General features: G+C 42.8%; 35 protein-coding genes and 1 pseudogene. 5 read left to right on the top strand and 31 right to left on the bottom strand.

From position 1 onward, the window contains the following. Nucleotides 1–55: 55 nt before the first annotated feature. The 30 genes and pseudogenes from G8D99_RS02000 to G8D99_RS01855 all read right to left on the bottom strand — a co-directional run bounded on the left by G8D99_RS02000 (nt 56) and on the right by G8D99_RS01855 (nt 16,307). Nucleotides 56–1,546, bottom strand: coding sequence for a flavin-containing monooxygenase (locus G8D99_RS02000; protein WP_166322130.1), 1,491 nt, complete (start codon nt 1,544–1,546; stop codon nt 56–58). A gap of 193 nt (nt 1,547–1,739) precedes the next feature. Continuing rightward, on the bottom strand, nt 1,740–2,105 hold the full coding sequence (gene rplQ / locus G8D99_RS01995; RefSeq protein WP_067726622.1) for a 50S ribosomal protein L17: 366 nt from the start codon (nt 2,103–2,105) through the stop codon (nt 1,740–1,742). 18 nt (nt 2,106–2,123) lie between these two features. Then, entirely contained in the window at nt 2,124–3,131 is a 1,008-nt protein-coding gene (locus tag G8D99_RS01990) for a DNA-directed RNA polymerase subunit alpha (RefSeq protein WP_166322128.1), read from the bottom strand. Between the two features lie 17 nt (nt 3,132–3,148). Next, nucleotides 3,149–3,775, bottom strand: a complete 627-nt coding sequence (gene rpsD, locus G8D99_RS01985; RefSeq protein ID WP_166322126.1) for a 30S ribosomal protein S4 — start codon at nt 3,773–3,775, stop codon at nt 3,149–3,151. A 12-nt stretch (nt 3,776–3,787) separates the two neighbouring features. Further along, the gene (rpsK, locus tag G8D99_RS01980; RefSeq protein WP_004281491.1) at nt 3,788–4,174 is read right to left on the bottom strand and encodes a 30S ribosomal protein S11; all 387 of its coding nucleotides are present in this window, start codon (nt 4,172–4,174) and stop codon (nt 3,788–3,790) included. A gap of 19 nt (nt 4,175–4,193) precedes the next feature. After that, nucleotides 4,194–4,550, bottom strand: coding sequence for a 30S ribosomal protein S13 (gene rpsM / locus G8D99_RS01975; RefSeq protein ID WP_039619811.1), 357 nt, complete (start codon nt 4,548–4,550; stop codon nt 4,194–4,196). Between the two features lie 105 nt (nt 4,551–4,655). After that, a complete protein-coding gene (rpmJ, locus tag G8D99_RS01970; RefSeq protein WP_000867907.1) occupies nt 4,656–4,772 on the bottom strand; it encodes a 50S ribosomal protein L36 in 117 nt (38 codons plus the stop codon). Nucleotides 4,773–4,793: 21 nt separating this feature from the next. Continuing rightward, nucleotides 4,794–6,113 (bottom strand): preprotein translocase subunit SecY, encoded by a 1,320-nt coding sequence (gene secY, locus G8D99_RS01965; RefSeq protein WP_171522662.1) that lies wholly within the window; start codon nt 6,111–6,113, stop codon nt 4,794–4,796. Between the two features lie 45 nt (nt 6,114–6,158). Further along, nucleotides 6,159–6,599, bottom strand: a complete 441-nt coding sequence (gene rplO, locus G8D99_RS01960) for a 50S ribosomal protein L15 (RefSeq protein ID WP_166322124.1) — start codon at nt 6,597–6,599, stop codon at nt 6,159–6,161. Between the two features lie 3 nt (nt 6,600–6,602). Next, the gene (gene rpmD / locus G8D99_RS01955) at nt 6,603–6,779 is read right to left on the bottom strand and encodes a 50S ribosomal protein L30 (protein WP_004691302.1); all 177 of its coding nucleotides are present in this window, start codon (nt 6,777–6,779) and stop codon (nt 6,603–6,605) included. Nucleotides 6,780–6,785: 6 nt separating this feature from the next. After that, a complete protein-coding gene (rpsE, locus tag G8D99_RS01950; protein ID WP_004657688.1) occupies nt 6,786–7,283 on the bottom strand; it encodes a 30S ribosomal protein S5 in 498 nt (165 codons plus the stop codon). 2 nt (nt 7,284–7,285) lie between these two features. Beyond that, complete coding sequence (rplR, locus tag G8D99_RS01945; RefSeq protein ID WP_166322122.1) at nt 7,286–7,636, bottom strand: 50S ribosomal protein L18; 351 nt, start codon at nt 7,634–7,636, stop codon at nt 7,286–7,288. Nucleotides 7,637–7,650: 14 nt separating this feature from the next. Beyond that, nucleotides 7,651–8,184: a 50S ribosomal protein L6 gene (gene rplF, locus G8D99_RS01940; protein WP_166322120.1), complete on the bottom strand. Its 534-nt coding sequence runs from the start codon at nt 8,182–8,184 to the stop codon at nt 7,651–7,653. 13 nt (nt 8,185–8,197) lie between these two features. Beyond that, complete coding sequence (rpsH, locus tag G8D99_RS01935; protein WP_086188634.1) at nt 8,198–8,593, bottom strand: 30S ribosomal protein S8; 396 nt, start codon at nt 8,591–8,593, stop codon at nt 8,198–8,200. A gap of 11 nt (nt 8,594–8,604) precedes the next feature. Then, complete coding sequence (gene rpsN, locus G8D99_RS01930; RefSeq protein ID WP_166322118.1) at nt 8,605–8,910, bottom strand: 30S ribosomal protein S14; 306 nt, start codon at nt 8,908–8,910, stop codon at nt 8,605–8,607. A gap of 9 nt (nt 8,911–8,919) precedes the next feature. Next, on the bottom strand, nt 8,920–9,456 hold the full coding sequence (rplE, locus tag G8D99_RS01925; protein ID WP_166322116.1) for a 50S ribosomal protein L5: 537 nt from the start codon (nt 9,454–9,456) through the stop codon (nt 8,920–8,922). A gap of 16 nt (nt 9,457–9,472) precedes the next feature. Then, a complete protein-coding gene (gene rplX, locus G8D99_RS01920) occupies nt 9,473–9,790 on the bottom strand; it encodes a 50S ribosomal protein L24 (protein WP_166322114.1) in 318 nt (105 codons plus the stop codon). An 11-nt stretch (nt 9,791–9,801) separates the two neighbouring features. Further along, the gene (rplN, locus tag G8D99_RS01915; protein ID WP_004725701.1) at nt 9,802–10,170 is read right to left on the bottom strand and encodes a 50S ribosomal protein L14; all 369 of its coding nucleotides are present in this window, start codon (nt 10,168–10,170) and stop codon (nt 9,802–9,804) included. Nucleotides 10,171–10,261: 91 nt separating this feature from the next. Then, nucleotides 10,262–10,519 carry a 30S ribosomal protein S17 gene (rpsQ, locus tag G8D99_RS01910; protein WP_166322112.1) on the bottom strand — a complete coding sequence of 86 codons (258 nt, stop codon included), beginning with the start codon at nt 10,517–10,519 and terminating at the stop codon, nt 10,262–10,264. Further along, a complete protein-coding gene (gene rpmC, locus G8D99_RS01905; protein ID WP_152874609.1) occupies nt 10,516–10,713 on the bottom strand; it encodes a 50S ribosomal protein L29 in 198 nt (65 codons plus the stop codon). Before rpmC ends, rpsQ begins: the two co-directional genes overlap by 4 nt. Next, nucleotides 10,713–11,126, bottom strand: a complete 414-nt coding sequence (rplP, locus tag G8D99_RS01900; protein ID WP_166322110.1) for a 50S ribosomal protein L16 — start codon at nt 11,124–11,126, stop codon at nt 10,713–10,715. The genes rpmC and rplP overlap by 1 nt, the downstream gene beginning before the upstream one ends. Next, nucleotides 11,066–11,882 (bottom strand): annotated as a pseudogene (gene rpsC / locus G8D99_RS01895) (30S ribosomal protein S3). The gene rplP and the pseudogene rpsC overlap by 61 nt, the downstream one beginning before the upstream one ends. 1 nt (nt 11,883) lies before the next feature. Further along, on the bottom strand, nt 11,884–12,213 hold the full coding sequence (rplV, locus tag G8D99_RS01890) for a 50S ribosomal protein L22 (protein ID WP_166327450.1): 330 nt from the start codon (nt 12,211–12,213) through the stop codon (nt 11,884–11,886). Between the two features lie 9 nt (nt 12,214–12,222). After that, nucleotides 12,223–12,498, bottom strand: coding sequence for a 30S ribosomal protein S19 (gene rpsS, locus G8D99_RS01885; protein ID WP_004281508.1), 276 nt, complete (start codon nt 12,496–12,498; stop codon nt 12,223–12,225). A 19-nt stretch (nt 12,499–12,517) separates the two neighbouring features. After that, on the bottom strand, nt 12,518–13,342 hold the full coding sequence (gene rplB / locus G8D99_RS01880) for a 50S ribosomal protein L2 (RefSeq protein WP_131291429.1): 825 nt from the start codon (nt 13,340–13,342) through the stop codon (nt 12,518–12,520). 11 nt (nt 13,343–13,353) lie between these two features. Further along, nucleotides 13,354–13,674 (bottom strand): 50S ribosomal protein L23, encoded by a 321-nt coding sequence (rplW, locus tag G8D99_RS01875; protein WP_166322106.1) that lies wholly within the window; start codon nt 13,672–13,674, stop codon nt 13,354–13,356. After that, on the bottom strand, nt 13,671–14,273 hold the full coding sequence (rplD, locus tag G8D99_RS01870; RefSeq protein ID WP_166008618.1) for a 50S ribosomal protein L4: 603 nt from the start codon (nt 14,271–14,273) through the stop codon (nt 13,671–13,673). The genes rplW and rplD overlap by 4 nt, the downstream gene beginning before the upstream one ends. Before the next feature lie 11 nt (nt 14,274–14,284). Beyond that, complete coding sequence (gene rplC / locus G8D99_RS01865) at nt 14,285–14,923, bottom strand: 50S ribosomal protein L3 (RefSeq protein WP_166322104.1); 639 nt, start codon at nt 14,921–14,923, stop codon at nt 14,285–14,287. Nucleotides 14,924–14,982: 59 nt separating this feature from the next. Further along, nucleotides 14,983–15,294 carry a 30S ribosomal protein S10 gene (gene rpsJ, locus G8D99_RS01860; protein ID WP_004725677.1) on the bottom strand — a complete coding sequence of 104 codons (312 nt, stop codon included), beginning with the start codon at nt 15,292–15,294 and terminating at the stop codon, nt 14,983–14,985. A 239-nt stretch (nt 15,295–15,533) separates the two neighbouring features. Beyond that, on the bottom strand, nt 15,534–16,307 hold the full coding sequence (locus G8D99_RS01855) for a type 1 glutamine amidotransferase (protein WP_166322102.1): 774 nt from the start codon (nt 16,305–16,307) through the stop codon (nt 15,534–15,536). A 161-nt stretch (nt 16,308–16,468) separates the two neighbouring features. Here G8D99_RS01855 and G8D99_RS01850 point away from each other — a divergent pair, with 161 nt between their 5' ends. The 4 genes from G8D99_RS01850 to G8D99_RS01835 all read left to right on the top strand — a co-directional run bounded on the left by G8D99_RS01850 (nt 16,469) and on the right by G8D99_RS01835 (nt 20,771). Then, a complete protein-coding gene (locus tag G8D99_RS01850) occupies nt 16,469–17,671 on the top strand; it encodes a PLP-dependent transferase (protein ID WP_166322100.1) in 1,203 nt (400 codons plus the stop codon). 37 nt (nt 17,672–17,708) lie between these two features. Beyond that, nucleotides 17,709–19,259 (top strand): helicase HerA-like domain-containing protein, encoded by a 1,551-nt coding sequence (locus tag G8D99_RS01845; protein WP_166322098.1) that lies wholly within the window; start codon nt 17,709–17,711, stop codon nt 19,257–19,259. Between the two features lie 182 nt (nt 19,260–19,441). Beyond that, nucleotides 19,442–20,206, top strand: a complete 765-nt coding sequence (locus tag G8D99_RS01840; protein WP_166322096.1) for a globin domain-containing protein — start codon at nt 19,442–19,444, stop codon at nt 20,204–20,206. Between the two features lie 106 nt (nt 20,207–20,312). Beyond that, a complete protein-coding gene (locus G8D99_RS01835) occupies nt 20,313–20,771 on the top strand; it encodes an RrF2 family transcriptional regulator (protein ID WP_166322094.1) in 459 nt (152 codons plus the stop codon). An 88-nt stretch (nt 20,772–20,859) separates the two neighbouring features. Here G8D99_RS01835 and G8D99_RS01830 read toward each other — a convergent pair whose 3' ends face one another. Beyond that, entirely contained in the window at nt 20,860–23,268 is a 2,409-nt protein-coding gene (locus G8D99_RS01830) for a membrane-bound PQQ-dependent dehydrogenase, glucose/quinate/shikimate family (RefSeq protein ID WP_166322092.1), read from the bottom strand. A 360-nt stretch (nt 23,269–23,628) separates the two neighbouring features. Here G8D99_RS01830 and yihA point away from each other — a divergent pair, with 360 nt between their 5' ends. Continuing rightward, nucleotides 23,629–24,471 carry a ribosome biogenesis GTP-binding protein YihA/YsxC gene (yihA, locus tag G8D99_RS01825; RefSeq protein ID WP_166322090.1) on the top strand — a complete coding sequence of 281 codons (843 nt, stop codon included), beginning with the start codon at nt 23,629–23,631 and terminating at the stop codon, nt 24,469–24,471. The last annotated feature ends 33 nt before the right edge of the window (nt 24,472–24,504 follow it).

Below are 24,504 nucleotides of genomic sequence, written 5' to 3'. Positions count from 1 at the left end.
AACCAAGAACATAAAAAGGAGCTTAAAGCTCCTTTTTATCATTTAAGCTCTTAATTTAAGAGACCAGTTTGGGTTTACGATGATCTTGTTCAACACGTTTTTTAAATTGAAGTACGCCATCTTCAAAAGATGCATTTTTGAGTTCTTTACGATCTGCTAAGTAGTTATTGCTGACTTTCCAAGGGGCAGATTTACCTTGTTTCGGCATAACATGTGCAGCACGTGCAATATAACCAGAGCTTAAACTGCCCATCACGGTGTCATCCATCAATTGGGTTTGATCCCCTTGCGGAATCACTTCAGACAAGCCTTTACTGTCCATATATTTCAACAAACGACAGATATAGTCAGCGGCAACATCAACTTTTAGAGTCCAAGAAGCATTAATATAACCAATGATCATGGCCATATTAGGCACATCACTGACCATCACACCCTTATAAAGCATGTGTTTCGAGGTATCCATAGGCTTACCATCAATGGTGGCTTTAATTCCGCCTAAGATTTGAATTTCTAGACCTGTTGCAGACACGATAATATCGGCTTCAATATGCTTACCCGATTTAAGTTGAATACCAGTTTCTGTTAATTTTTCAATCTGATCAGTTTCTACACTTGCTTTACCTGAACGCAAAATTTTAAATAAGTCTCCATCAGGTACAACACACAGGCGCTGATCCCATGGATTATAGTTCGGTGTAAAGTGTTTCATATCCACTTTACCTTTCAACTGTAATTCAATCGATTTCAACAGCAACTTTTTCACCAATTTCGGCTGTTTTTGTGCCAAGGCATAAATCCCACGTTGCACACCAATATTACGTGCACGGGTTAATTTATATGCAACATCTTCTGGCAAATACTTACGCATTTTGTCATAAACAACATCTATAGATGGAACAGAAGCAATATAGGTCGGTGAACGTTGTAACATGGTGACATGTCCTGCCCCGCCTTTTGACATTGCAGGCACAAGCGTGATCGCTGTCGCACCACTACCAATAATCACCACTTTTTTTCCAGCATAATCTAAATTTTCTGGCCAATGCTGTGGGTGAATAATTTGCCCTTTAAATGCATCTTGATTCGGGAAGTCCGGTTGAAAACCTTGGTCATAGTTATAATAACCGGTACAACCGAGTACGAAGTTTGCAATCCATGTTTCTTTCTTTTTTTGATCATTTTCGATTTCTACAACCCATTTTTGGATCGATGAATCGTAATTCGCAGAAAGGACACGGTGTTGAAAATGAATTTTATCAATGAGCTTATACTCTTCAACCACTTCACCCAAATAGCCTTTAATCGAAGCGCCATCTGCAAGTACATTGGCTTTTTGCCATGGTTTAAAATTAAAACCAAAGGTCGACATATCTGAGTCTGAACGAATCCCTGGATATTTAAATAAATCCCAAGTTCCGCCAAAACTTTCACGACGTTCAATAATGTCGAATTTACGTCCTGGATTATTTTTTGAGAGATGTGCGGCCATTCCGAGTCCTGAAATCCCTGCACCTACGATAAGAATATCAACTTGCTTTTCCATTTTTTTTATAACCTTTTATCAGTACATTTTTATTAAAGCACAATTCTGACAATACACAATGTCAGTTTTAAAATAATGCGGTTTTTTTTATATCAATTCGGGTCATTTTCTCAAATTGTCTAACAACAGACATAAAAAAAGACCGGTGAAACACCGGTCTTTTTTTTGAATAACTGACGCTATTCAAGCGAAATTATTTAACTTCGCGATCTACTAGCTCAACGTAAGCCATCGGTGCAGCATCACCTGCACGGAAGCCCGCTTTAAGAACACGTAGATAGCCGCCGTTACGTTCTTTGTAACGAGGGCCAAGAACTGTAAATAATTTACCTACAGTTGCAGCTGAACGAGTACGAGCAAACGCTAAACGACGGTTTGCTACAGAATCGACTTTAGCTAAAGTGATTAAAGGCTCAGCAACACGACGTAATTCTTTTGCTTTAGGAACAGTAGTTTTAATTAACTCGTGTTCGAACAAAGAATTAGCCATGTTTTGGAACATCGCTTTACGATGACTGCTTGTACGGCCTAATTTCACACCACTATTACGATGACGCATGGTGATAGTCCTACTTAATTAACGACTACGATAAGCAAAGCGATCGTCCATGCGGAGGCTAGCCGGTGGCCAGTTCTCTAAACGCATGCCCAATTGCAAGCCTTTCGATGCCAGAACATCTTTAATCTCAGTCAACGATTTTTTACCTAAGTTAGGAGTTTTAAGCAACTCAACTTCAGTACGTTGAACAAGATCGCCAATGTAGTAAATATTTTCTGCTTTCAAACAGTTAGCAGAACGAACAGTAAGCTCTAGATCATCTACTGGACGAAGCAAGATTGGATCAACTTCTTCACGAGGCTCTTGAGCAACTGGTGCTTGATCTTTCTGAAGATCAACAAAAATTGCAATTTGTTGTTGCAAGATTGTTGCCGCTTTGCGGATTGCTTCTTCTGGATCTACAGTACCGTTTGTTTCAAGATCAATGATCAATTTGTCCAAGTCAGTACGTTGTTCTACACGAGCGTTTTCCACTGTGTAAGACACACGTTTGATCGGGCTATAAGAAGCATCTAACTGTAAACGACCCACTGGGCGAGTTTCGCCTTCAGGGAAGCGTGAGTCAGATGTTTCATAACCACGGCCTTGAACAACTTTCAAGCGCATTTTTAATGAGCCAGATGCACTTAAAGTGCCGATCAAATGTTCAGGGTTGATCACTTCAACATTATGAGGTAAACGAAGGTCAGCGGCTGTTACATCGCCAGCACCTTGTTTCTCTAATGTCAAATATGCTTCATTTTGATCGAACAGCTTAATAGACAATCCTTTAAGGTTCAGCAAGAGCTCGACGATGTCCTGCTGCAAGCCTTCTAAAGTACTGTACTCGTGCTCGACGCCTTCAATTTCAACTTCAACCACAGCAGCGCCAGGTAAAGAAGAAAGAAGAATGCGACGTAAAGCATTACCTAGAGTGTGACCAAAGCCACGCTCTAAAGGTTCTAGAATCACTTTTGCCGAGGTCCCGCTTGCCGCTTCGACCTTGATCGCTTGCGGAGTGAGAAACTCGTTTGCAGTACGCGTCATTATTGCTACCTCAAGGATTATTTAGAATACAATTCAACAATCAAGCTTTCGTTGATTTCAGCAGGTAAATCAGAACGATCTGGTGCAGATTTGAATGTACCTTCTAATTTAGAATGGTCAATTTCCATCCAAGAAGGAGTTCCACGTTGAGCAGCTAATTCAATTGCGTTTTTAATACGTAATTGTTGCTTAGAGCTTTCGTGTACTGCAATCACATCGCCCGCTTTTACTTGGATAGACGCAATGTTTACACGACGGCCATTCAAAGTGATGCTACGGTGAGATACAAGCTGACGAGCTTCTGCACGTGTAGAACCAAAACCCATGCGATAAACAACGTTATCTAGACGGCTTTCAAGCAATTTCAACAAGTTTTCACCTGTTGCGCCTTTAACACGAGCAGCTTCTTTATAGTAGTTACTAAATTGACGCTCTAAAACACCGTACATACGACGTACTTTTTGTTTTTCACGTAATTGTAGTGAATACTCAGATTGTTTACTGCCACGAGCCCCGCCATGTTGGCCAGGTGCTTTAGCATGTTTTTTAGTTTTTACATCAAACGGTTTAACGCCTGATTTAAGTTGCAGGTCTGTCCCTTCGCGGCGAGAGAGTTTGCATTTTGGACCAATATAACGAGCCATGAATGATTCTCCTTAGACGCGACGTTTTTTAGGTGGACGACAACCGTTGTGAGGAATTGGAGTCACATCGGTAATGCTATTAATTTTATAACCCACTGCACCTAAAGCACGAACCGCAGATTCACGACCTGGACCAGGACCTTTAACAAGGACGTCCAAGTTTTTCAAACCATAATCTAAAGCTGCTTTACCAGCAACTTCAGCAGCTACCTGAGCAGCGAACGGAGTTGATTTACGTGATCCACGGAAGCCTTGTCCACCTGAAGTGGCCCAAGCCAGTGCATTACCTTGACGATCGGTAATAGTCACAATGGTGTTATTAAAAGAAGCGTGAATGTGTGCAACACCTTCAGAGACGGTACGAGTGACCTTCTTGCGTGCGCGTGTATCTTTAGCCATCTTTTAGCTTCCAGAAATCTTATTTCTTAATCGGTTTGCGCGGACCTTTACGGGTACGTGCGTTAGTTTTGGTGCGTTGTCCGCGGACAGGCAAGCTGCGACGATGACGAAGACCGCGGTAGCAGCCTAAATCCATTAAACGTTTAATGTTCATGGAAATTTCGCGACGTAAATCACCTTCGGTCGGAACCTTAGTAATTTCTGCACGAATCGCATCAAGCTGAGCGTCATCTAATTCGCGAATCTTAGTAGTTGGTGCAATGCCAACAGCAGCTAAGATATTCTTAGCAGTGTGACGACCGATACCAAAGATATACGTAAGAGAGATAACAGCATGCTTGTTATCCGGAATGTTTACACCGGCAATACGAGCCATTCACTTTCTCCAAAAAGGCAGTAGATATAATCAACCGCCCGACAAAATCTTGAGGGGCGGATAATAACCTAATTAGCCTACTGAAATCAACAGGTCTTGATTAGATTAACCTTGACGCTGCTTATGACGAGGTTCAGCGCTACAAATCACGCGGATAACCCCATTACGACGGATAACTTTACAGCTACCACAAATTTTCTTTACAGAAGCTTGAACTTTCATAATGAAACCTTCTAAGTGCGCTTATCCTTTCGGATGAGCAGTCGTTTTACTCATTAGCGTTTGATTGTCATATTGACGTGAAGTGAGATGAGCTTGAAGCTGAGCCATAAAGTCCATCACAACAACAACCACGATCAACAGTGATGTACCACCAAGGTGGAACGGAATACCAAATGAACTTTGCAGTACCATCGGCATTAAACATACAACTGTAATATAAATCGCGCCAATAAATGTCAAACGACTAAGAATATGATCTAAATAACGAGCAGTTTGCTCACCTGGGCGAATACCTGGCACATATGCTCCACTACGCTTCAAATTTTCTGATACTTCTTTAGGGCTAAATACTAGCGCTGTATAGAAATAACAGAAGAAGATAATGAGTGCACCAAACAGTACCAAATATAAAGGTTGTCCAGGTGATAAAACTAATGCCAAATCTTGTAGTGTACGCTTAATGATTCCCGCATCAGGATCAGAACTCCCCAACCATTGACCTAAACTTGCAGGGAACAACAACAATGAACTTGCGAAAATTGCTGGAATTACACCCGCCATGTTAATTTTCAATGGCAAATGGGTTTGCTGTGCAGTAAATACTCGACGGCCTTGCTGCTTTTGCGCATAGTTTACAGGAATTCGACGTTGTGCCTTTTCAATAAACACAATAGCTGCCAAAACAGCCAAAGAGAGTAAACCAAATACCGCAATACCAATTAAGCTCGACTGACCATTTTCCACAAGGGTAAAGGACTGAATCACTGTACTTGGTAAACCTGCCACGATCCCTGCAAAGATGATCATTGAGATCCCATTACCAACACCACGTTCGGTAATTTGTTCACCCAACCACATCAGGAACATGGTACCTGCCACTAACGAAGTTAGCGCTGGAATGTAGAATGCTAAACCTGAAGTAAAGGTAATCCCTTGACTGATCAGACCTGCACACATCCCGATACCTTGCACCAATGCAAGAAATAACGTGCCGTAGCGCGTATATTGGTTAATCTTACGTTTGCCCTGCTCGCCTTCTTTCTTTAATGCTTCCAGCTGAGGAACCACCGTAGACATCAACTGCACGATAATCGATGCAGAGATGTATGGCATGATCCCCAAAGCCAGAATAGACATTCGTTCCAATGCCCCGCCCGAGAACATATTAAACAAGCCGAGGAAAGTTCCCTCATTGGCATTGAAAAAACGTTCCAAAGCGACATTATCAATACCTGGCAGCGGAATATGCGCTCCTAGTCGAAAGACAACCAATGCACCAACCAAAAACATGAGTCGTTGAATGATTTCACGGTATTTCACATGAAAAGGCTGACCTTTCATCATGTTGACATGACCTGTAGAACTAGGAGACATAGTCACTCGCGATTACTCCTCGACTTTACCGCCAGCAGCTTCAACAGCAGCTTTAGCGCCTTTAGTCAATGCAACACCTTGAACAGTGAATGCACGAGTGATTTCACCAGAAAGAACGATACGCGCACGAATCATATCTTTACGGACAACGTTAGCAGCTTTCAAAGTTTCTAAAGAAACGATATCGCCTTCAACTTTGTTAAGTTCAGACAAACGTACTTCAGCAGTTTTCAAAGCTTGTTGGCTTGTAAAACCGAATTTAGGTAAACGACGATATAACGCAGTTTGACCACCTTCAAAACCTGGACGTGTACCACCGCTCTTACGTGAGTTCTGACCTTTAACACCACGGCCACCAGTCTTACCTACGCCAGAACCGATACCACGGCCTAGACGAAGGTTATCACGCTTAGCACCTTCTGCAGGCGCAATTGTATTTAAACGCAGAGTCATGGCTTATTCCTCTACACTAACCATATAGTAGACTTGGTTGATCATACCACGGTTAGAAGGTGTGTCTTGAACTTCTACTGTATGACCAATACGACGCAGACCTAAACCTTGCAAGCTCAGTTTGTGATTTTTCAAACGGTGCGCAGAAGATTTAGTCTGGGTAACTTTAATCGTTTTCATGATTGATTACCCTTGAATTTGTTCTACTGATAAACCACGTTTCGCAGCAACTTTCTCAGGAGAAGTCATATCACGCAAACCTTTAAAAGTCGCGTTTACTACGTTAGCAGCGTTAGTAGAACCATAACATTTAGCAAGTACGTTGTGTACACCAGCAGCTTCTAGAACAGCACGCATTGCGCCACCAGCGATTACGCCAGTACCTTCAGAAGCAGGTTGCATGTAAACACGGCTTGCACCATGACGAGCATTCACAGGGTGTTGCAGAGTAGTACCTGCAAGATCAACAGTGATCATGTTGCGACGAGCAGCTTCAAGTGCTTTAGAAATAGCAGCTGGAACTTCACGTGCTTTACCACGACCAAAACCTACACGACCATTACCATCACCCACAACAGTTAATGCTGTGAAAGAGAAGATACGACCACCCTTAACAACTTTGGCTACACGATCAACGGCAACCAGCTTTTCAACAAGACCTTCGTTTTGTTCAACTTTAGCCATGATTAGAACTCCAAGCCGTTTTCACGAGCAGCATCAGCCAAGGCTTTGATACGACCATGATATTTGAAACCAGAACGGTCAAATGCAACTTTAGTTACACCAGCTGCTTTAGCACGTTCAGCGATTAAAGCACCAACTTTAGTTGCAGCATCAACGTTACCAGTTGTACCAGCACGTAAAGTAGCGTCTAAAGTAGAAGCTTGCGCTAATACTTTGCCACCATCTGCTGAAATAACTTGAGCATAGATGTGACGCGGAGTGCGGTTTACACACAAACGAGTCGCACCCAATGCACGGATGTGCAAGCGTGTGCTTTTCGCACGACGCAAACGGGTTTGTTTCTTTTCGTTCATAAGAACCTCGCGCCTTATTTCTTCTTAGCTTCTTTACGAAGAACAACTTCATCAGAATAACGAACACCTTTACCTTTATAAGGCTCTGGTGGACGGTAACCACGGATATCTGCAGCAACCTGACCTAAAGCAGCTTTGTCAGCTGACTTAAGGATGATTTCTGTTGCTGTTGGAGTTTCAGCAGTTACACCTTCAGGAAGCGTATAATCAATCGGGTGTGAGAAACCAAGGTTAAGGTTAACAACGTTACCTTTTACCGCAGCTTTATAACCAACACCGATTAACTGTAATTTACGTTCGAAACCTTCGTTAACACCTTTAACAAGGTTGTTAAGAACAGCGCGAGCAGTACCAGCTTGCATCCAAGCGTCTTTCGACTCTTTAACTGGAGCAAGGTTTAACTGGCCTTCTTCCTGTTTAAGCTCGACCAGCGCATGCAGGTTGAAAGACAAAGTACCTTTGCTGCCTTTCACTTCGACCTGCCGGCCGTTCTGAGTAACTGTTACACCGTTAGGTACAGTTACTGGGGCTTTAGCCACACGAGACATGAGGAATCACCTATTAAGATACGAAAGCAATAACTTCACCACCGATACCAGCAGAACGTGCTGCGCGATCAGTCATGATGCCTTTGCTTGTAGAAACAATTGCAATACCTAAACCTTGCTTAACGCTTGGAAGTGCATCTTTACCGCGATATTGGCGTAGACCTGGACGGCTTACACGCTTCACAGTTTCGATAACTGGTTTGCCTTCGAAATATTTTAAAGTAATCGTTAAAGTAGGTTTGCCATCGTTTTCAGCAACCGCTACTTCTGAGATATAACCTTCTTGTTGAAGAACGTTTGCAATAGCAACCTTCAACTTAGAGTTAGGCATAGAAACAGTTTGTTTCTTAGCCATTTGTGCGTTACGAACACGTGTTAACATGTCGGCAACGGTATCTTGCATACTCATCTAGTCGCTCCTTACCAGCTTGCCTTAACAACGCCCGGTACATCACCTTGCATTACTGTTTCACGTAATTTGTTACGGCTTAGACCGAACTTACGGAAGTAACCATGAGGACGACCAGTTAAACCACAACGGTTACGAAGACGTACTGGAGACGCATTACGTGGTAATGCTTGAAATTTCATCATCGCTTCGAAACGTTCTTCGTCTGTTGCATTTACGTTTGCAATAATCGCTTTTAATTCAGCGCGTTTTGCAGCGTATTTAGCAACAGTAGCTTCGCGTTTCAATTCGCGATTAATCATACCTTTCTTAGCCATATCGACCTCTTATTTAAACGGGAAGCCGAATGCACGCATAAGCGCACGGCCTTCGTCATCGGTGCGAGCAGTCGTAGTAACGGTAATGTCCATACCACGAATACGATCAATCTTATCAAAGTCGATTTCAGGGAACATGATTTGTTCCTTTAAACCCATTGAATAGTTACCACGGCCGTCGAATGATTTCGCAGAAAAACCGCGGAAGTCACGAATACGAGGGATCGCGATAGAGATCAAACGGTCTAAGAATTCGTACATGCGTTCGCCGCGTAAAGTAACTTTACAACCAATCGGCCAACCATCACGGATTTTGAAACCAGCGATAGATTTGCGAGCTAAAGTAAGAACTGGTTTTTGACCAGCAATTGCTTGCATGTCCGCAAGAGCGCCATCTAACAATTTCTTGTCAGCTGATGCAGCACCAACACCCATGTTGATGGTAATTTTTGTGATGCGTGGAATTTCCATCACATTCTTAACGCCCAAAGTTTCTTGCAACTGAGCTTTAAGTTCGTCGTTATAACGTGTTTTAAGTCTGGCCATGGCCTATATCAACCTATTACTTCGCTACCGCCACTGATTCACCATTAGATTTGAATACGCGAGTTTTCACGCCTTCAACTACTTGGTAACCAACACGGTCAGCCTTTTGGGTTGTAGCATTAAAAATTGCCACGTTAGAGATATGAAGCGTAGCTTCTTGTGTAACGATAGCGCCTTCAGCACCTGTTGCACGATTCGGCTTTTGATGCTTCTTAACCAAGTTAAGGCCTTCAACCTTAACACGGTCGTTAGAAACAGACAGAACAGTACCCTGTTTGCCTTTTTCTTTACCTGCGATCACAATTACTTGATCGCCTTTTTTAATCTTAGCCATGATTGCCTCTATTATAGAACTTCAGGAGCCAATGAAATGATTTTCATGAACTGTTCAGTACGAAGTTCACGAGTCACTGGTCCGAAAATACGAGTTGCAATCGGCGCTTTGTTGTTGTTCAAAATAACAGCTGCGTTATCGTCGAAACGAATCACAGAACCGTCTGGACGACGGATGCCGAATTTTGTACGTACAACTACAGCATTCATTACGTCGCCTTTTTTAACACGGCCACGCGGAATAGCTTCTTTTACAGTAACTTTAATAATGTCGCCAACAGAAGCATAACGACGATGTGAACCACCTAGTACTTTGATACATTGTACGCGGCGAGCACCACTGTTGTCTGCTACGTCGAGCATACTTTCGGTTTGAATCATTGCCCTACTCCAAAACCGAGCAACACCGGTCGAAATTTCGAAAGGCTCAAAGAGTACTCGAAATCAACCGATGATGCAACAAGAACGTTTATTACTCAGCAGCAGCTTCAACAACTGAAACTAAAGTCCAAGACTTAGTTTTAGAAATTGGGCGGCTTTCTTTGATAGTTACAACATCGCCAGTTTTAGCAGTGTTGTTCTCATCATGAGCGTGTAATTTTGTTGAACGGCGGATTGATTTGCCATACAACGGGTGTTGAACGCGGCGTTCGATAAGCACAACGATAGACTTGTCCATCTTGTCGCTTACTACTTTACCTGTTAACGTGCGAACTGTTTGCTCACTCATTGTGCGTTCCCCTGTTTTTCGGTAAGGAGGGTCTTGATACGAGCGATTGTCTTACGAGTAAGCGCAACTTCGTGCGATTTACCCAATTGACCAGTTGCTTTAGCCATACGAAGACGGAATTGGTTTAACTGTTGCTCATCAAGCAAAGTTGTCAATTCTTCTACCGATTTTTCACGTAGATCTTTAGTTTTCATTACATTACCGTCCGAGTCACGATAGCGGTTTTAAACGGAAGCTTAGCAGCAGCAAGTACAAATGCTTCACGCGCTAATTCTTCGTTTACACCATCAATTTCGTACAAGACTTTACCTGGTTTGATTTGGCAAACCCAGTATTCCACCGAACCTTTACCTTTACCCATACGAACTTCTAATGGTTTAGCAGTAATTGGTTTGTCAGGGAAAACACGGATAAAGATTTTACCACCACGTTTAATACGACGGCTAATTGTACGACGCGCAGCTTCAATTTGACGCGCAGTCATTTGACCACGTTCAATTGATTTAAGTGCGATTGTACCAAAAGATACAGTGCTACCGCGGTGTGCTAAACCAGTGTTACGGCCTTTTTGCACTTTGCGGAATTTAGTACGTTTAGGTTGTAACATGGATTATTCTCCTTTTTCAGCAGAACGATCATTGCGACGACCACGACGCTCCTGACCTTCACCACGACCACGACCGCGTTTAGCTGGACGTTCTTCAGCAGGAGCAGGGTTCATGACTTGTTTCATGCCACCTAAGATCTCGCCACGGAATACCCAAACTTTAACACCAATCGTACCGTATGTAGTTTCAGCGCGAACAGATGAGTAATCGATGTCAGCACGAAGAGTATGTAGAGGTACACGACCTTCACGATACCATTCAGTACGTGCAATCTCAGCACCACCTAAACGACCAGAAACTTCAACTTTAATACCTTTAGCACCAGAACGCATAGAGTTCTGAACCGCACGCTTCATAGCACGACGGAACATCACACGTTTTTCCAATTGAGAAGCGATTGCTTCAGCAACTAGACGAGCGTCTAAATCTGGGCGGTCGATTTCGTTGATGCTTACTTGCGCAGGAACACCCATAATAGATGTTAATTCGCGTTGTAATTTCTCAATGTCTTCGCCTTTTTTACCGATAACGATACCAGGACGAGCAGTGCTAATAGTAACTTTAGCAGCGCCTGTAGGACGTTCGATAAGAATATTGCTCACCATCGCGTTTTTAAGTTTTTTGTTCAAAAACTCACGAACTTGAAGATCTTTAAGCAAATATTCAGCATATTGTTTCGGACTCGCGTACCAGTTAGCGTTATGACGTTTCACAACACCTAGGCGGATACCGATTGGATGAACCTTCTGACCCATATCAAACCCCTACCTTAACGGTGATGTGACAAGTACGCTTAGTAATACGATCCGCACGGCCTTTAGCACGTGGCAAAATACGTTTAAGGCTAGTGCCTTCGTCAACGTAGATCGTAGAAACTTTAAGGTCGTCTACATCTAAACTGTTATTGTGTTCAGCGTTAGCAATTGCAGATTCCAAAGCTTTTTTAACGATTGCAGCAGCTTTTTTGTTGCTGAATGTCAATACGTTTAAAGCATGCGCAACAGATTTGCCGCGGATTAGGTCTGCAACCAAACGAACTTTTTGTGCCGAGATAGCGGCACCGCGTAATTTAGCAGTAACTTCCATCATAGCACCTTAACGTTTAGACTTCTTGTCAACACCGTGACCACGATAGGTACGAGTTGGCGCGAATTCACCGAGTTTATGACCAACCATGTGTTCAGATACAATCACTGGAACGTGGTTACGGCCATTATGAACAGAAATTGTTAAACCAACAAAATCCGGGAGGATCATCGAACGACGCGACCAAGTTTTGATCGGCTTACGGTTATTAGCCGCGATAGCCGCTTCAACCTTAGCGAACAAGTGCGCATCGACGAATGGGCCTTTTTTCAGAGAACGAGGCATTGTCAGATTCCTTTACTTGTTACTTAACGCGACGGTCGCGAATGATCATCTTAGTCGTACGCTTATTGGTACGTGTTTTGTACCCTTTAGCTTTTTGACCCCATGGGCTTACAGGTTGAATACCTTTGTTACGCCCTTCACCACCACCGTGTGGATGGTCAACTGGGTTCATCGCCATACCACGAACGGTAGGACGAACACCACGCCAGCGTGATGCACCAGCTTTACCTAGTGAACGAAGGTTGCTTTCTTGGTTAGAAACTTCACCAAGAACTGCACGGCATTCAACGTGAATTTTACGCATCTCGCCTGAACGTAGACGAACGATAGCGTAAGAACCGTCACGACCCAACAATTGAACTGAAGTACCAGCAGAACGAGCTAATTGCGCGCCTTTACCGATTTTAAGTTCGATGTTGTGAAGAGTAGAACCGATAGGCATGTTGCGAAGTGGCAAGCAGTTACCTGGACGAATTGGAGCATCGTTACCAGATTGTACTTTATCACCAGCGCGAAGGCCTTTAGGCGCAATGATATAACGACGTTCACCATCAGCATACAATACAAGTGCAATGTGTGCAGTACGGTTAGGATCGTATTCGATACGCTCTACAGTTGCAGGAATACCATCTTTGTTACGTTTAAAGTCAACTAGACGGTAATGCTGCTTGTGACCGCCACCAACGTGACGAGTCGTGATGTGACCGTTGTTATTACGGCCGCCAGTACGCTTTTTAGCTTCAACTAATGGAGCGTATGGTGCACCTTTGTGAAGATGGTCGTGAACGACTTTCTCTACAAAGCGACGTCCTGGAGACGTTGGCTTACATTTTTGAATAGGCATAATTCTCGTCCTTATTCCGCTGTGCTTTCAGCGGTATCGCCCAAGTCAGCCATTTCAACATCTTGGCCAGCTTTCAGGGTGACGTATGCTTTTTTAACATCAGAACGACGTCCGATAGTTTTACCAAAGCGTTTAGTCTTACCTTTAGTGATCGTAGTGTTAACTTTAACAACTTGAACACCAAATAATTGCTCAACTGCTTTTTTGATTTCAAGTTTGTTTGCATTGATAGCAACTTTAAACACTTGAACACCAGCAGTTTCGCCTAAAACTTGTGCTTTTTCTGAGAATACAGGTCCTTGTAGGACTTGATAGATACGTTCGTTGTTCATCCGAGTTCTACCTCAATTTTCTTAGCAGCAGCTACAGACATAACAACTTTGTCAAACGCAATCAAGCTAACCGGATCAATTGCAGCAGCATCAACCACATCTACATGTGGAATGTTGCGCGCAGCAAGATACAAGTTCTCATCAACAGCATCAGTAACGATCAACGCACGAGTCGCGTTTAAGTCGTTAAGTTTAGCAAGCAATTCTTTAGTTTTTGGAGCTGCAACAGCAAACTCTTCAACTAAAACTAGACGATCTTGACGAACAAGTTCAGCTAGGATGCATTGCATAGCACCGCGGTACATTTTACGGTTAACTTTTTGAGACCAGTCTTGTGGACGAGCAGCAAAAGTTTTACCGCCGCCAACCCAGATTGGGCTACGAATAGAACCAGCACGCGCACGACCAGTACCTTTTTGACGGAATGGTTTTTTACCACCGCCAGATACTTCGCCACGAGATTTTTGAGCTTTAGAACCTTGACGACCACCAGCTAAGTAAGCTGTAACAACTTGGTGTACAAGAGCTTCGTTAAACTCACGTCCGAAAGCAACTTCAGACAATTCAACAGCAGAGCCGGAAACAGTATTTAAATTCACAATATTTCCCCTCAGGCCTTGATCGTAGGACGTACAGTAACGTCACCACCGGTAGCACCAGGAACCGCACCTTTAACAACAAGAACTGAACGCTCTGTGTCGATAGCAACGATTTCAAGACCCTGTGTAGTTACGCGATCCGCACCTAAGTGACCAGGCATTTTTTTGCCTTTGAATACGCGACCAGGAGTCTGGTTTTGACCTGTAGAACCTACAACACGGTGAGACAAAGAGTTACCATGAGTAGCGTCTTGAGTACGGAAGTTCCAACGTTTAACACCACCTTGGAAACCTTTACCTTTAGACTGGCCAGTTACGTCAACGATTTGACCAACGGTGAATAAATCAACACCGATCGTACCACCAACTTCACGACCTTCAAGATCAGCTTCTGTAGCGCGGAATTCTTGAACTAAACGACCAGCAGCAACACCCGCTTTCGCGAAATGGCCTTTGAGTGGGTTAGTTACGCGAGATTCGCGACGTTCACCAGTAGTGATTTGAATCGCTTGATAACCATCAGTTTCAAGCGTTTTGATTTGAGTGATGCGGTTTGGATCAACCTCAATCACTGTAACAGGCACAGAAACACCAGCATCTGTAAAGATACGGGTCATACCGCACTTGCGACCGACTAAACCAATAGCCATGTGCATAAACCTCTAAAAAAGCGGCTTAATTAACTCAGAGTGTTAATTAACCGAAAGTCTTAACCCAATGCGATCTGAACATCAACACCAGCAGCAAGATCCAACTTCATCAATGCATCTACAGTTTTATCTGTAGGTTGAACGATGTCGATCAAACGTTTATAAGTACGGATTTCGTACTGGTCACGCGCGTCTTTGTTAACGTGCGGTGAAGTTAGAACGTTAAAACGTTCGATGCGAGTAGGCATCGGAATAGGACCACAAACTTGTGCGCCAGTACGTTTTGCTGTTTCTACGATCTCTTGAGAAGATTGATCAATTAGACGGTGATCAAAAGACTTCAAACGGATACGGATTCTCTGGTTAGACATACCAGTAAACTCCAAGCCAAATATATAAAGAATCACCCATGACGCATCTCCCCCTATTTGAAAAAACAAGGCAAGTGTCAAAGGCAGTGAATAATTATCACTAAGGTCATGATCGATGCCACGACTGTAACGATAGTTAACGACTTTATTCGCCGCTAACACCCTCCCAATTAAAGGGTCGCCCATTATAACGATTGTTTAACTGTTAAGCAAACCTATTTATGGCATTTATTCTACATTTAGCATTCTTTTTCTATTTTTAATTGTGACAAACTTTGACTCCTCTTCTGTGATTGCAAGACATAATCAATTGCACGATTAAGCAATTGGTTACTTGCGTTAAATTGTTCTGACTTGCTTTTTTTCAGCGTATTAAAGGACTGAACATAGGGACCTTGAAAGACCTGATCATGCTCTTCATTGTCTATAAACAAGCGCAATACTTCAGGGGTAATTTCTGGATGAAACTGAAAACCTAGAACATTTTTGCCAATCTGATACATTTGATTCATGCAGACGGCATTTTCCGCAAGCCTGACCGCACCCTTTGGTATTTCAAAGGTTTCACTATGCCATTGCATTACTTCCAATTCATCTGGGAGTTGAAAACAATCTTTTTGCACACTTGGTGTTTTGTAAACCGTGGTCCATCCGAGTTCTTGCTCAGGATTACGACTAACATTTGCACCCAAGGCAGTGGCTATCATTTGCCCACCTAAACACAATCCAATTGCAGGCTTTCCTGTCGCCAAGTAACGGCGCAACCATCGTTTCTCCATTTTTAGCCAAGGAAAATTTGCTTCATCATTCACACTCATGGTACCCCCCATGATAATGAGCAGATCCACGTCTTCAATATTAGGTAATGCCTCAATCTCCAATGATCGATCTAAGGGCAATGCAAAGAATTCGGTTGCACTCAATTGTGCTCCCATGGATTTTAAATATGTACCACAACTTCCGAACCCTTCGCCTGCAATATGCTGAAAATAGTGAACTTTCAAATGTTTCATTAGAGTTATGTCCTATCATTCTTATATAGACGCTATACCTGCAAAAATGAAGCCAATCTGATTTTATTATTATATTTTTAAACAAATGATTGCTTTGTTTCGACTGCACTTTATGTTTTGCTAAGTTCTATAAATGTCCATTACGGTGCAGAGTTTCTGTTGTGAAAAATCATCCACAAACCGCTTTAGTCCATGCTCCTCGCAAAGCCCCACAATACATAGACAGTATTCAACCTCCTATTTTTCGTGCTTCGACCATTATTTTTAACAACACTGATGCTTTGTTTAATCGCCATTGGTCAGATGATTATGATTATAGTTATGGTACCCATGGCACCCCCACTACCTTTACCCTTGGCGACAACATTGCACAGATTGAAGGCGGTCAATATTGTCTGCTTGCACCAAGTGGGTTATCTGCCATTAATTTGGTCAATTCCTGTTTTTTAAGCCATGGCGATGAAGTTTGGGTCTCAGACAATATCTATGAGCCAAACATGGAGCATCTGCGCAATTTAGAAGTGCGTTATGGCATTGACGTTAAAGTTTATAATCCAATTGATGTCAACAGCTTCCAACCGACAAGCAAAGCCAAACTCATTTGGTTAGAGGCGGCAGGTTCTGTCACTTTAGAATTTCCCGATTTAATTGGCTTGATTGAAAAAGCCCAAGCACATGACATATTGACAGCACTCGATAATACTTGGGGTGCAGGTTTGGCCTTTAATGCCTTTGATTTGAATGAGGCACATTTGAGTGTGGATGTGACCGTGCATGCGCTGACCAAATACCCAAGTGGGGGTGGCGATATACTCATGGGCTCTGTGGTGACCCGTGACAAAAAACTACATCAGCAATTGTTTCGTATGCATGCCTTACAAGGCATCTGTGTTTCCGGTGATGATGTCGCTCAGGTACAGCGCAGTTTGGCTTCCATGCAAATACGCTATCAAAACCAATCGCAAAGTGCGCTACAGATTAAAGATTGGCTAAAAACACAAACGGAATTTAGCCAAGTGCTCCACCCTGCTGATCCTGAGTCGGCAGGTTATAAGTATTGGAAGTCAGTTTGCACCACCGAACAAAGTGCAGGTCTGGTCAGCGTTATTTTTAAACCCGAATACACCATGCATGACATTCGCTATTTCTGCGATGCACTACGATTGTTTAAACTCGGCTTTAGTTGGGGTGGGCCTGTGAGTTTAGTGATGCTGTATAATCTCAAAGACATGCGCCAACTTGAAAACACACATTTACAACAGGGTTTACTGGTGCGTTTTTGTATAGGACTAGAACATCCACAAGATTTAATTCAAGATATACAACATGCACTAAAACAACTGCATCAGCATAAAAACGAATAGCAATAACATAACAAACAACACAAGAATAGGAATAACTATGGGTACACCAATTGTCATTGCCAAGAAAACCACCAATACTCAACAAGATGTGGTACTACACGCTCAATTTGCCAATCGGCATGGCTTAATTGCCGGCGCGACAGGCACAGGGAAAACCGTGACCCTAAAAGTTTTGGCTGAGAATTTTTCTCGCATTGGTGTACCTGTATTCCTTGCCGACGCTAAAGGTGATGTATCTAGTCTGGCTAAGGCAGGTGAATCCAATCCCAAATTTGAAGAGCGTATAAAAAGTTTAAATATCGACTCTGTCCCTTTTGCAGCATCACCCGTGGTGTTTTGGGATTTATTGGGTCAGCAAGGGCATCCGATTCGTACAACCGTGTCTGAAATCGGCCCCCTGCTTTTAGCACGTATGCTGAATTTAAATGAGACCCAAGAAGGTGTGCTTTCAGCGGTATTTCGTATTGCCGATGATCAAGGGTTATTGCTGATCGATTTTAAAGATTTAAAAGCCATGCTTACTCATGTCAGTGAACATGCAGCGGATTACAAGGCTGAGTATGGCAATCTTTCCCCTGCAAGTTTAGGCGCAATTCAACGCAACTTATTGGCTTTGGCGGATCAAGGCGGGGATCAATTCTTTGGTGAGCCTGCACTGAATATTTTAGATTTCATTCAAACCGATAGCCAAGGTCGAGGCAATATCAATCTACTGGCTGCCGACAAACTAATGAATACCCCCAAACTCTATGCAACATTCTTACTGTGGATGTTGTCTGAGTTGTTTGAACAATTGCCTGAAGTTGGCGATCTGGATAAACCTAAATTGGTGTTCTTCTTCGATGAAGCGCATTTATTGTTTGACAATGCAAGTAGTGCCCTGCAAGAAAAAATTGAGCAAGTGGTGCGTTTGATTCGTTCCAAAGGGGTTGGGATTTATTTCGTGACGCAAAATCCGTTGGACTTGCCTGAAAGCGTATTGGGTCAATTAGGTAATCGTGTGCAACATGCCTTACGTGCATTTACGCCTAAAGATCAAAAAGCAGTAAAGACAGCAGCAGATACCTTTCGCGCCAACCCTGAATTTAAAGTCGATCAAGCGATTACTGAACTCGGTGTAGGTGAAGCGCTGATCAGTTGCCTAGATGAACAAGGCATTCCACAGATAGTGGAACGCGCATGGATCATGCCACCCTACTCGTCCTTTAGTCCGATTAGCTTTGATGAACGTAAAGTACTCATGAGTCAAAGTGTGCTTGCAGGAGTGTATGAACAAGCAGTAGATCGCGAAAGTGCGTTTGAAATGTTGCAAAATAAGGTTCAACAAAGCCAACAGCAGGCGCAAGCGGACGCATTCTCGAAGCAGTATGCTAAACAGCAAGAAAGCTTTGCCAAGCAACAAGCCAAAGAACAAGAACGCCTCGCTCGTGAACAACAAAAAAAAGCAGAACGTGCGGCTAAACAGCGTGAGAAATTAATTCAAGACACAGTGGGTACCTTTGCCAAAAGTGCTGCACGAAGCTTGGGCGGATCAACAGGACAAAAGATTGTACGTGGCTTACTTGGCTCTTTGTTTGGCAAAAAATAATGTGCTGTATATCAATAGAGTCACCCCTTAAGGCATTTAATTTTCAGATCATTTCAAGATACATGATGGGATATTTTTATATCCCATAATTTTTTTAGGGTTTTCTAGCTAGACTGTATTGTAAATTTAAATTTAAAGATATATTTTAAATACATCTTTTATCTCGCTAGAATTTTCCAGCCATGACTCCACAACATATCGAACTTGTAAAAAGCACCGTCCCTGTCCTACGTGAAAACGGTGTTGCGTTAACGACTTATTTTTATCAACGCATGCTAAACAATCACCCTGAATTAAACAACGTATTCAACCTAGACCATCAGAGTACAGGTCGTCAGCCACGTGCTTTAGCTGCAGCCGTCTTGGCTTATGCAGAACACATTGAAAACCCGAGCGTGCTGGCAAAAGCGATTGAACACATCACCACCAAACATGTCAGTTTGGATATTCGCCCTGAACAATATGCGATTGTGGGTGAAAACTTACTGCATTCAATCAGTGAAGTTTTAGATGTTCCTATGGATGCAGAATTGATTGCAGCTTGGAAAGCAGCGTATTTCCAATTGGCGGATATTTTAATTGGCGTTGAAAAACAGAAATATGAAAACTTGGCTGCGCAAAATGGCGGTTGGGCAGGTTGGCGTGAGTTTAAAATCAGTGCTATTGAAAACACTGAAACAGCTAAACGCTTTACTGTGACTACGCAAGATGGTCAAGATGTGGCTCAAGCTGAAGCAGGTCAATATGTGTCTGTAAAAGTTAAAGTGCCTGCTCAAGACTTAGAACAAGCACAACAATTTACCTTGATTCCAAGCAATTCTGCACAAAGTTACAGCTTCGAAGTGCGTGCTGAAGAAAATGGCACTGAGTTCTCGGTCGCAAATATTTTGTTAAGCCACTATAATGTCGGCGATGTTGTGAAATTATCCGCACCATTAAATCGTTGATCTGATTTCGATCTGATCAATGCTTAGTCTGAAAGTTTGAATTGCATCACTTTCAGACTAAGTTTAATTCCCCAATCTTCCATTCAATGACAATTCCAAAGACTCAATGCAACTCAATAAATTTTCTGATTACGCATTACGTGTGCTGATGTTGGTTTCGCAACCGCGAGAACAACCCTACACCATTGCTGAAATTTCAGAACAATTGCATGTGTCACAAAATCATTTGGTGAAGATTGTGCATTTTATGGCGAAGCAAGAATGGCTGATGACCACACGCGGTAAAGGCGGTGGCATTCGTTTAAATCCCAAAGCCTTAGATGCTAAAGTCGGACAGGTGCTGCGGATTTTAGAAGGTGATCAAAACATCGTGGAGTGCAATACGCCACCCTGTGTACTGCGCTCAAATTGCGGTTTAAAAGGTTTACTGCATCAAGCGGTACAACAGTTTTATCAAAGTTTGGATCAATACACCTTGCGCGATGTATTAAAGCTTTCCAATATTCAACTTAAAAAAAATACTGAATCTGAAAATCAGCTCCTGATCGATTTACTCAATCTTTAATTTTCTATTCTTTACTTCAATTTATTTTTCTCATAAAAAAACCACCCCAGCCTAGACTGAGATGGTTCGTTTTGATTCATTCAAAATTTTATTTCGGTAATTTATACGCCACTAAATAATCACCCACTGGGGTTTTCATAAAGTGGTGACCACCCGCCATAATCACAAGATATTGCTCACCATTTTGAGAGTAGGTCATTGGTGTTGCTTGACCACCGGCAGGCAAGACATCATGCCAAAGCTCTTTACCAGTTTTGACATCAATCGCACGGATTTTGTTATCTGTGGTTGCTGCAACAAAGGCCACGCCACCTGCTGTCACAATCGGACCACCATTGTTTGGTAAACCAATTTGAATCGGCAAATAGGTTTTTAGATTCAATGGACCATTACGTTCCGCCGTACCCAATGGATGTTGCCAAAGCACTTTCTTGGTATGCAAATCAATCGCTGAAATCATCCCGTACGGTGGTTCGCTACACAGCATTTTGGTTGGGCTATAGAATGGACTGATATTTAAGCCATACGGCGTTTCATCCATCGGACGTTTGGTACTTAAGATTTTTGGATCAAACTTCGGACTATCTAAAGAATACACTCCGTCTTTTTCCACGTTTTCACGGGTTAAAAGCTGTGCATACATTGGGGTGTTGTTCCAATTGGCAATCATGACACCTGAGTTGCCATCATAGGCATAACTACCCCAATCACTCCCACCATTGTTCCCTGGATACATGATCCACGGCTTAGAAATACTTGGCGGGGTAAAGATCCCGTTATAGTTCGCTTGTTTGAACTTAATACGACAAACCAATTGATCCAGTGGTGATAAGCCCCACATTTGTTTCTCTGTTAAATCTGGGAAACCGAGTCGTGGCATATCCACAGAGAATGGTTGTGTTGGTGAGCGTTGATCGTCTTTTAAGTCACCTTGTGGTACTGGTTTTTCTTCCACTTTAGACAGTGGTTTACCGGTAACACGGTTGATAATAAAAGTTTCACCCATTTTGGTTGGAATCAACATCGCAGGAACGGCTTTACCTGAAACATCAGGATAGTCCATCAAGGTTGGTTGTGAACCTAAGTCCATATCCCAGACATCTTTATGCACGGTTTGGAACACCCAACGTACATCACCGGTTTTTGCATCTAAAGCCACCACAGATGATGCCACAGCATTTTCAGCATCGGTACGGCTGGCACTAAAATGATCGGCTGCTGAGTTCCCCATCGGGATATAGATTAGACCCAGTTGTTCATCACCGACTGATGCCGTCCATGAGTTTGGTGTACCTCGGCTATATTCTTCACCTTGTTTTGGTTCACCTTTTTGACCTGGACGATTCACATCCCAAGCCCATTTGAACGCACCGGTTTCAGCGTCATAACCACGCGTTACACCAGATGGTGCCCAACGGCGTTGGTTATCTTTGACTTCCTGACTGGTGACAATCGTATCTTTCACGATGCTGACGGGTGCAGTGATCGCCACAAAGCTAGGTACGGTATAACCCATACCTTTGAGCAAGTTCACTTGACCATGCTCACCGAAACCTTCACAGGCTTGACCTGTTTCAGTATCGACAGCCAATAAGCGCATATCTAAAGTACCCACCACGATACGGCTGTGACAGGCTTGACCCGATGGAATCACTTTAGATTCGTAATAAGTCAAACCACGACATGCCGCAGTATAAGGAATGCTCTTATACGCTACACCTGATTTAAACTTCCAAATTTCTTTACCTGTGGTGGGATTAATACGGCTGATATTGTTGGTCGCACTACACACATACAAGCCATTGCCGACTTTAATCGGAGTATGTTCCGCTGCCCATTTATTGGATTTATCCGCAGGCGGTAAATCCCCGGTGCGATAGACCCAAGCTCGTTCTAGTTTCGATACGTTTTCAGCATTAATTTGCTTTAGAGGTGAAAAACGTGTGGCGTTGGCATCACGACCATAGTATTTCCAGTCTGAATCCGCTTGCGTTGGATCATTCACACGTGCATCTGTAGTTAAAGGCTGGGTTGGAAATGCAGCATCAGATTTGAATGAGAATTGTGGGCTAAATGCACAAATACCTGCAACAACAAAGCACAGCACCAAAAAGCCACTGATTCCCAATGACACCTTACGACTTGCACCACGTTCAATTTTAGGTAATAACAATGCAAGAACTAATGCAAATACTGCAAAGACCGCAGTACGGGGCACCCAACCCCAAAAACGTGAGCCACTTTCCCAAATCGTCCACAGCAAGGTCAATACAAAGAAAATCGCAAAGATCCATGCCCCTGACATTTTATTGCGGAAGAGCTGAATTCCCGAAACAATCAGGGCAAGACCTGCAATCGCATAGTACCAAGAGCCACCGAGGCTGATCAGATATGCACCACCACCAATCAGAGGTAGTGCAAATAAAATAAAGGCAATGGCCAATAGCTTGACCCAGATAGACGATTGCCTTGGTCTATCTTGTTGTACAGATTCCATAATTTACCTCTGCTCATACAACAACTACCAATCTCCAATCAATAGCAGCCATACAGATACAAGACTTTGAATTCTAAAGTTAAAATTCGGGAATTATTTCTTTAAAAAAAGGGATAAATTCATCAGGTTGAAATTGATGAGTGTTTTGAAAATCTAAAAGAAAACTAGCATATACTCTACGCTATTATAATTATTCATAAGTCAAACTAAACAATTAAAATGCAAACGCAGTGTTCTATTTTTTATGGTCAATAAGCATCCAATACGTTTTCGATTCGCATGAAACAGACGCATAGATTCGCACGCAGGTCCGACTTCCTTTATAATGCCGATTGTTGATCATTTTATTGAAGTTGAGTTATGCATCGCAGTAGTGGAAAGTCTAAGAATACGAAGACATCAAACGCGCCGAAACAAAAGATTAGCTATGAAAAGAAAGCTGATCCAGCGATTACGGAATATGCGGTTTCAGCACTCAACTGGTTGCGTAAAGCTGAATTCTTGATGAGTGCGCCAAAACTGAGTATCTGTGTTGAAGATACTGGGTATGAAGTGGCATTTGCAGGACGTTCAAATGCAGGTAAATCAAGTGCAATCAATGCCTTGACCAATCAAAAACAGTTGGCTCGTGCGTCTAAACGTCCGGGTCGTACCCAAATGATCAACTTCTTTAGCTTGGGCAATCCCAACCAACGCTTGGTCGATTTGCCGGGTTATGGCTATGCTGCCGTGCCTGAAGCCATGAAATTAGTGTGGCAAAAAGAATTAGAAAATTACCTGATTCACCGTAAAAGCTTACAAGGCTTGGTGTTACTCATGGACATTCGTCATCCACTTCAACACTTTGACGTGATGATGTTGGAATGGGCCTATTCACGCAAACTGTTCGTGCATGTATTACTGACCAAGTCTGACAAATTGAACCGTGGTCCTGCGTCGAAAGTGTTGCAAGAGGTTCAACAAACCTTACGTAAAATGAAGTTGAATTTCTCGATTCAAACGTTCTCATCCCTCAATCGACAAGGTTTAGAGGAATTGGCGAGCGTGATGGCGGGTCGTTTGAACTACACCCTTGAGTTCCCACAAGGCTTCGACATGTCAGAAATTCCTGAAGCTTCGGCTGAGGAGGTTGATGTTGATGTTGATGTTGATGTTGATGTTGATGTTGATGTTGAAAGCGAGCCTAACCAAGATAAAGGCTAATCCTTGATGCTGACTTGATTTGTCTAACAAAAA

This window comes from Acinetobacter lanii, from assembly GCF_011578285.1.
GTDB classification, from domain to species: Bacteria; Pseudomonadota; Gammaproteobacteria; order Pseudomonadales; family Moraxellaceae; genus Acinetobacter; species Acinetobacter lanii.
Note: the sequence above shows the minus strand (reverse complement) of the source record. Positions and strands in the feature narration are given on the sequence as shown.